The organism is Streptomyces flavofungini (assembly GCF_041028215.1).
Classification (GTDB): Bacteria; Actinomycetota; Actinomycetes; order Streptomycetales; family Streptomycetaceae; genus Streptomyces; species Streptomyces flavofungini_B.
In genome coordinates this window covers 1-6,885 of the sequence record NZ_JASKYR010000402.1, presented here as the reverse complement: position 1 = coordinate 6,885, position 6,885 = coordinate 1, and the positions used below count along the sequence as shown (strand labels likewise).

Sequence of the window (6,885 nt, the reverse complement as noted above, 5' to 3'; positions counted from 1 at the left end):
CCGAGGGGTACGGCCTGACCGTCGGCCCGGACGCGGTGCTGCTGCGCGCGGCACGGCTCGACGGGCTGCTGCGCGGCGTCCAGACGCTGCGCCAACTCCTGCCCGTGGAAGCCCTGTCGGGGACGCCGCGCCCCGGCACGGCCTGGCGGCTGCCCTGCGTGGAGATCACGGACGTCCCGCGCCACGCCTGGCGCGGCTTCATGCTCGACGTGGCACGGCACTTCCAGCCGATCGCCTTCCTGCGCCGCTACGTCGACCTCCTCGCCCTGCACAAGCTCAACGTGCTGCACCTGCACCTCACCGACGACCAGGGCTGGCGGATGCCGGTCGCCGCCTATCCGCGCCTGACCGAGGTCGGCGGGCGCCGGTCGGAGTCGATGGTGGGCCCGGCGGGCAGCACCGTCTTCGACGGAACCCCGCACCAAGGGGCCTACACGCGAGCCGAGTTGTCCGGCCTCGTCGCCCACGCCGCCGCGCGCGGTGTCACCGTCGTGCCGGAGATAGAGATGCCGGGACATGTGCGGGCGGCCCTCGCCGCGTATCCGGAACTCGGCAACCGGCCCGGGCGGCCGCTGGACGTATGGACCAGCTGGGGCGTGTGCGACACCGTCCTCGCGGTCGACGAGCCCGTGCTCGGCTTCTGCCGCACCGTCCTCGACGAGGTCATCGACGTCTTCCCCTCCCCCTATGTGCACATCGGCGGCGACGAGTGCCCCACCGCGGAGTGGGCGGCGAGCCCGGCCGCCCGCGCGAAGGCCGCCGCCGAGGGGCTGCCGGACACGGACGCGCTGCACGGCTGGTTCCTCGGCCGGATCGGGGCGCACCTCTTCGCGCGGGGCCGCATCCCGACGGCGTGGGCGGAGACCGGCGAGGGGCTGCCCCCGGAGTTCACCGTCATGACGTGGCGCGACCCCGACCACACCCGCCTCGCCCTCAAACGCGGCCACGCGGCCGTGAGCTGCGACCACGGCGACACCTACCTCGATTACGCCCAGTCTGACGCGCCCGCCGGGCCGCAGGCCCAGCCAGGTCTGGTCGTCGACCTGCGCTCGGTGCACGGCCACGAGCCGCCGGACGACACCGGCACCGCGGGCGCGCTGCTCGGCATGCAGGCCCAGCTGTGGACGGAGTTCGCCCCCACCGCGGGCCACGTCGACCACCTGGTCTTCCCCCGGCTCTGCGCGCTCGCCGACCGGGCCTGGCACGGCAGCCCGTCCTGGACCGGCTTCCGCGGCAGGCTCGCCGCGCACACGGCCCGGCTCGCCGCGCTCGGCGTGGGGCACGGGCCGCTCGACCCGCACGTTCCCCGCCCCGGCTCCATCCCCCACCGTTCCGGAAAGGAACAGCCATGAGAAGGACGCCTTTCACCAAGTCCACCCGGCGCTCGCTCGCCTGCGCCGTGGCCGCCGCGCTCGGCTGCGCGGGTCTCGTCGCGCTCCCCGCGCCCGCCGCCGCGGCGGCGGGTGAGCTGACCGTGCAGTACCACGCGGGCGCCACCGGAGGCGATCAGGCCGAACCGTGGCTGAAGGTGCGGAACACCGGCGGCGCCACCGTCGCGCTCAGCGACGTCAGGATCCGCTACTACTTCAAGTCCGACGCGGGCAACCCGTCCTACCGCTTCGCGTGCTCATGGGCGGTGAAGGGCTGCGGCAACATCACCGGTTCGTTCGGCACGCTCGCCAAGCCGACCGCCACCGCCGACCGCTATCTGGAGATCGGCTTCACCTCCGGCGCGGGCTCGCTCGCCGCGGGCGCCGACACGGGCGATCTGCAACTGCGCTTCCACCGCGCCGACTGGCAGCGGCTCGACCAGTCCGACGACTACTCCTTCAGCGCCACGCAGTCGGCGTACGCGAACTGGTCGAAGGTCACCGCACAGCTCGACGGCGCCGTCGTCTGGGGCACCGCCCCCGAGGGCAACGACCCGACCGATCCCACGGACCCGACCGACCCGCCCGGTGACGGCGCGACCCTGTTCGACGACTTCAGCTACACCGCGTACAACGACCCCAGGATCGCGGCGAACGGCTGGAGCGTACGCTCCAACTCCGGCGGCCCCGGTGTGCCCGGCGCGACCTGGGCCCCGCAGAACGTGACCTTCGCGTCGTCGGGCGGCAACACGGTCATGAACCTGGAGACCTCCACGGCCGGAACGGGCGAGAGCACCAGGCAGACCGAAGTCCTCACCAAGTCCATGAAGTTCAGGAACGGCACCTACGCGGCGCGCGTGCGGTTCAGCGACGCGCCCCGCGGCGGCCCCGACGGCGACCACCTGGTGCAGACGTTCTTCACCATCAACGACCTCAAGGCGCCGATGGCCGACGACTACGCCGAGTACGACTTCGAGTATCTGCCCAACGGCGGCTGGGGCGAGCCCTCCAACATCCTCTACACGACGTCCTGGGAGACCTACGCCCCCGACCCGTGGCAGGCCGTGAACCAGCACACGGAGAGCCGCCGGAGCTACGCGGGCTGGCACGACCTGGTGGTGACCATCGACAACAGCTCCATCCGCTACTACGTGGACGGGCAGTCGTTCGGCACGCACGACGCGGCGTATCTGCCGGAGCGGCCCATGTCGATCAACTTCAACCAGTGGCTGATCGACCTCGCGGGCCAGACCAGCACCACGCCCCGCTCGTACGACCAGCAGGTGGACTACGTCCTGCACGTCAAGGACCAGGTCCTCACCCCGGCGCAGGTGGCGGCGAAGGTGGCGGGCTACCGGTCGGCGGGCACCTCGTTCGAGGACACGGTCCCCTCGGCCTGACGGCGGCGGGGAGCCCGCGCGCCCCACACGCGCGGGCTCCCCGTGGTGCGCCCCTTCCCCCAGAGGCCGTCGCCGGGAGCGGGCGGCGGCCGTGGAGCCGATTCTGCCGAGAACCGGCACGGATCTCATCCCGCACCCTCGAAATTCGGTAACCTTCCGCGTTCAAGTGGTGGCGAGAAGTGACGGAACCGGAGCCCGGAATCCGTTGGGGCGGCCCGGGTGCCCTGCGGCCGCCCCATTCAAATACCGCCGAATGGCCGGAATGCCCCGCCTGGAGCCAGACCGGAACTGGGCCATCGGAGCCCCGGTCCCCGTACGGCGGCGGGGGTCACTCGCGGGTCAGCAGCCCCTTGCGCAGGACGGTCAGCGTGCGCGCGAGCAGCCGGGAGACGTGCATCTGGGAGATGCCGAGGACAGCACCGATCTCCGCCTGGGTCATCTCCTGGCCGAAGCGCATCTCGATGATGCGGCGCTCCCGTTCCTCCAGCGAGGCCAGGAGCGGCGCGAGGGCGTGCAGGTGCTCGAACACCTCGATGGCGGGGTCGTGCTCGCCCATGACGTCGGCGAGCGAGCGGCCGCTCTTGTACGTCTCGCCCTCCTCCAGACCGTGCGGGGCGTCCAGGGAGCCCGCGGCGTACCCGTTGGCGGCCATGAGGCCCTCCAGGGCCTGCTCCTCGGTCACCCCGAGATCGGCCGCCAGTTCCCTGACCGTCGGCTCGCGGCCGAGCGCGGAGGAGAGCCGCTCCTGGGACCGGACCAGCTCGGAGCGGAGCTCCTGGAGTCTGCGCGGGACGTGCACGGCCCAGCTCGTGTCACGGAAGTAGCGCTTGATCTCCCCGAGGATGCACGGGACGGCGAACGAGACGAACTCGAAGCCGCGGTCCAGGTCGAACCGGTCGATGGCCTTGATCAGCCCGACCGTGCCGACCTGCACGATGTCCTCCAGGTGGCCGTTGCCGCGGTTGCGGAAGCGGCCCGCGACGTAGTGCACGAGCGAGAGGTTCATCTCGATCAGCGTGTCGCGGGTGTACTGGTGCTCGGGCGAGTCCTCCGGCAGGTCCCTGAGCCGCTCGAAGAAGAGCTTCGACAGTTCCCGCGCGTCCTTGGGGGCGACCTGTCCGGCCTCGTCGATGCGCGGCAGTCCGGCGGTCTCCCGCCGGGCCGGACCGAGGGCCTCGTCCCCCGGCCACCCCGCCGATCCGGTGGCCTCGGTCCTGCCGACCGTTCCGGAAAACATGCTCTGCTCAACCTCCACGCTCTCGACTCGCACGAAATCAGTCCGCCACGACCGTGAAGGGAATTCCCTCGCGGTCCGTGAGCACGGCCTGGCGCCGGTGGCGCGGCCCGACGGGCGGGGTGATGACGCGCCCGCCCTCGGCCAGGGCCGCGGCGAGCGCCGCGTCGACGTCCGCGACGCGGAAGCACGCGTGCCAGCGGTGGCGTCCCCCGGTGCCGGGCGCCGTCCCGCCCCTGAGTACGGCGGCCGTGCGCGGCCCGTCCCGCACCACGATCCGCTCGTCGACGTACTCCACCGCGCAGCAGCCCGGGCGGCCCGAGCCCCAGCCGAGCACGCCGCCGTAGAAGAGGGCGGCGGCGAAGACGTCCCGCGTGCACAGTTCCAGGCGGGCGACGGGGCCCTCCCCCACCGTCCACCGGGCGTCGGGGGCCTGCTGCCGTACGCCGAAGACCGCGTCCTCGGGGCCCGCCACCACGGCGACCCGGCCCGCGTCGCCGGAGAGCGGCCCGACCGCGACCGTGGCACCGCGCTCATGGAGCCGCGCCACCGCGTCGTCCACGTCGCCGACGGCGAAGTAGGGCAGCCATCCCGCGTGCACACCCAGGTCGCGGGTGGTGCCGCTGATGGTCCCGACCGGGGCGCCGTCCTTCAGGAGCAGGGAGCGCGCACGGCCCGGCGAGCCGAGCAGCGGTACGTGGCACCAGCCGAGCACCCGGCCGTAGAACCGCTCGGCGGCCCGTACGTCCCGGGTGGTCAGGCTCAGCCAGCACGGCGTGCCCGTGGCCTGCCGGGCGGCGCTCGGCGCCGGGGCCGCGCCCGCGTCGGCGGGGCGCCGACGCTCACCGGGCGGGACGACGCGCAGCCCGCGCCCGGTCTCCCTCGGACGCCACCGGTCCCGCAGGCCCCCTCGCTCCTGTCGGCTGCTCACACCCGGGTTCCTCGGCACAGCGCCCTCCTCTCACCAGATTCCTGCGGTCCCGGGTGTGGTTCCGCAGACAGAAGGTCGCTTACCGGGACTTTTCTCACCCGCTGACGGGACCAAGGCCCCCTTTTGTCCGGCCCCAAGGACCCGCGCCCCGGTGGCGGCCCGCGCCGGGCGGGATCGTGGGCGCGGTGTGAGACTGCCCCTGAGGCGGTGATCCAAGATGTCGAGTCAGCCCGGCGCGCCCGGCCCCGGCGAGCAGCTCCTGGAACAGCTGCTCGCCGACGTCCACACGGCGGCGGCCCTGGAGCTGCCCGCTCTGGTCCAGGAGTTCGCGGAGGCCATGGCCCTCGGCCGCATCGACGTGTATCTGGTCGACATCCAGCAGCGGACCCTGGTGCCGCTGGCCGACGGTCCGAGCACCCTCTGCGTGGACACCTCCGTCGCCGGTTCGGCCTACCGGGCCCACGAGCTCCGCGTCGAGGAGGGCCCGCACGGCCGGCTCACGGCGTGGCTGCCGCTGATCGACGGGGTCGAACGGCTCGGTGTCATCGGCACCACGGCGCCGGTCCTCGACGGCACGGCCCTGCGCCGCTGCCGGATGCTGGCCTCCATCCTGGCCATGGCGATCACCTCGAAGCGGGCCTCCAGCGACAGCTTCGCGCGGCGGACCCGCTCCGAAGTCATGCAGCTGCCCGCCGAGATGCTGCGGGCCTTCCTGCCCCCTCGTACCGTCGGCAACTCCCACGTCGTCTCGACCGCGGTCCTGGAACCGGCCTATGAGCTGGGCGGCGACGCCTTCGACCACTCCCTGACCGCGTCCACCCTGCACGTGGCGATCCTGGACGCCATGGGCCACAACCTCGCCTCGGGCCTCACCACCGCCGTCGCCCTCGCGGGCTGCCGCAACGCCCGCAGGGCGGGGATCGAGCTGCCCTCGCTCGTGGAGAAGATCCAGGAGGCGATGGCGCAGTGGCTGCCCGAGCAGTTCTGCACCGGCATCCTGGTCCAGCTCGACCTGTCGTCGGGCCTGCTGCGGTGGTGCAACTGCGGCCATCCGCCGCCCCTGCTGATCAGGGACCACAGGGTGCTCGACCGCGCCCTCGAACGGCCGCCGCAGCCGCCCATCGGCACGCCCGCCTCGCTGGCCGCCGTGGAGTGGCGGGTGCACGAGGAGCAGTTGCGGCCGGGCGACCGGGTGCTGATGTACACCGACGGCGTCACCGAGCTGCGGACCCGGGACGGCGACGAGTTCGGCCTCGACCGGTTCGTGGACAGCATCATCCGGGCCACCGCGGCGGGCGAACCGGCGCCGGAGGCCCTGCGCCAGCTCATCCACTCCATCCTGGACCGGCAGGAGAACCAGCTGCGCGACGACGCGACCCTGCTGCTCCTGGAATGGCGTCCCTGACCCGTACGTGTGGTCCTCGCCAGGGTGGATAGACGGCCAGGCAACGGCAGGACACCGGCACACGCCGCGCAGTGAGGAGTACGGGCACATGGGCAACGAAGACGTCACGGGCGACGAGGTCTACCAGCCCGACGCGGCCGAGATCCGGGAGGACGACGGCATCCTCGACCCGGAGGACACCCTCGGCGACCAGGAGTCCGACCCCTACGACGAGGGCTGGGCACCGCCCGAGCGCCCCCTCGGCGCGACGCGTACCGGCACCACCGCAGAGGAGCAGCACGAGGGCGAGAGCCTCGCGGAACGGCTCTCCGAGGAGCGGCCCGACCCCGCGCTCCGCGTGCCAGACCCGGTCACGGAGGACGAGGACGACGGCGTCGGCGACACGGCGCGGGCCGACGCCGTCGTCCTCGCCACCGGCTACCGCGAGCGCCCCCTCGACCAGCTCCTCGCCGGACTCGACCCCTACATCCGCAAGGACTCCGCCGCCCGCCCCCGCGTCGACGAGCACTTCCGCCTCGGCCTCGACCCCTCCATCACCGGCAGCG

At 73.0% G+C, this 6,885-nt stretch carries 6 protein-coding genes; 4 read left to right on the top strand and 2 right to left on the bottom strand.

Translation table 11 applies throughout. From position 1 onward, the window contains the following. Both AB8Z36_RS25020 and AB8Z36_RS25015 read left to right on the top strand, forming a co-directional pair. Positions 1-1,352: beta-N-acetylhexosaminidase (locus tag AB8Z36_RS25020; protein ID WP_369215625.1), on the top strand; the 1,352-nt coding region annotated here is incomplete at its 5' end. Further along, a complete protein-coding gene (locus tag AB8Z36_RS25015; protein ID WP_369215624.1) occupies positions 1,349-2,770 on the top strand; it encodes a cellulose binding domain-containing protein in 1,422 nt (473 codons plus the stop codon). The genes AB8Z36_RS25020 and AB8Z36_RS25015, both read left to right, overlap by 4 nt. Positions 2,771-3,098: 328 nt before the next feature. Here the strand turns inward: AB8Z36_RS25015 and AB8Z36_RS25010 are convergent, their stop codons facing one another. Next, entirely contained in the window at positions 3,099-4,007 is a 909-nt protein-coding gene (locus AB8Z36_RS25010) for a SigB/SigF/SigG family RNA polymerase sigma factor (protein WP_369215623.1), read from the bottom strand. Between the two features lie 37 nt (positions 4,008-4,044). Then, on the bottom strand, positions 4,045-4,935 hold the full coding sequence (locus AB8Z36_RS25005; protein ID WP_369215622.1) for a VOC family protein: 891 nt from the start codon (positions 4,933-4,935) through the stop codon (positions 4,045-4,047). A 217-nt stretch (positions 4,936-5,152) separates the two neighbouring features. On the opposite strand from AB8Z36_RS25005, the gene AB8Z36_RS25000 reads away from it, so the two are divergent. Together AB8Z36_RS25000 and AB8Z36_RS24995 are read left to right on the top strand one after the other, a co-directional pair. Further along, positions 5,153-6,340, top strand: a complete 1,188-nt coding sequence (locus AB8Z36_RS25000) for a PP2C family protein-serine/threonine phosphatase (RefSeq protein ID WP_369215621.1) — start codon at positions 5,153-5,155, stop codon at positions 6,338-6,340. A gap of 88 nt (positions 6,341-6,428) precedes the next feature. Beyond that, the coding region (locus AB8Z36_RS24995; RefSeq protein WP_369215620.1) for a hypothetical protein at positions 6,429-6,885 on the top strand (457 nt) is incomplete at its 3' end.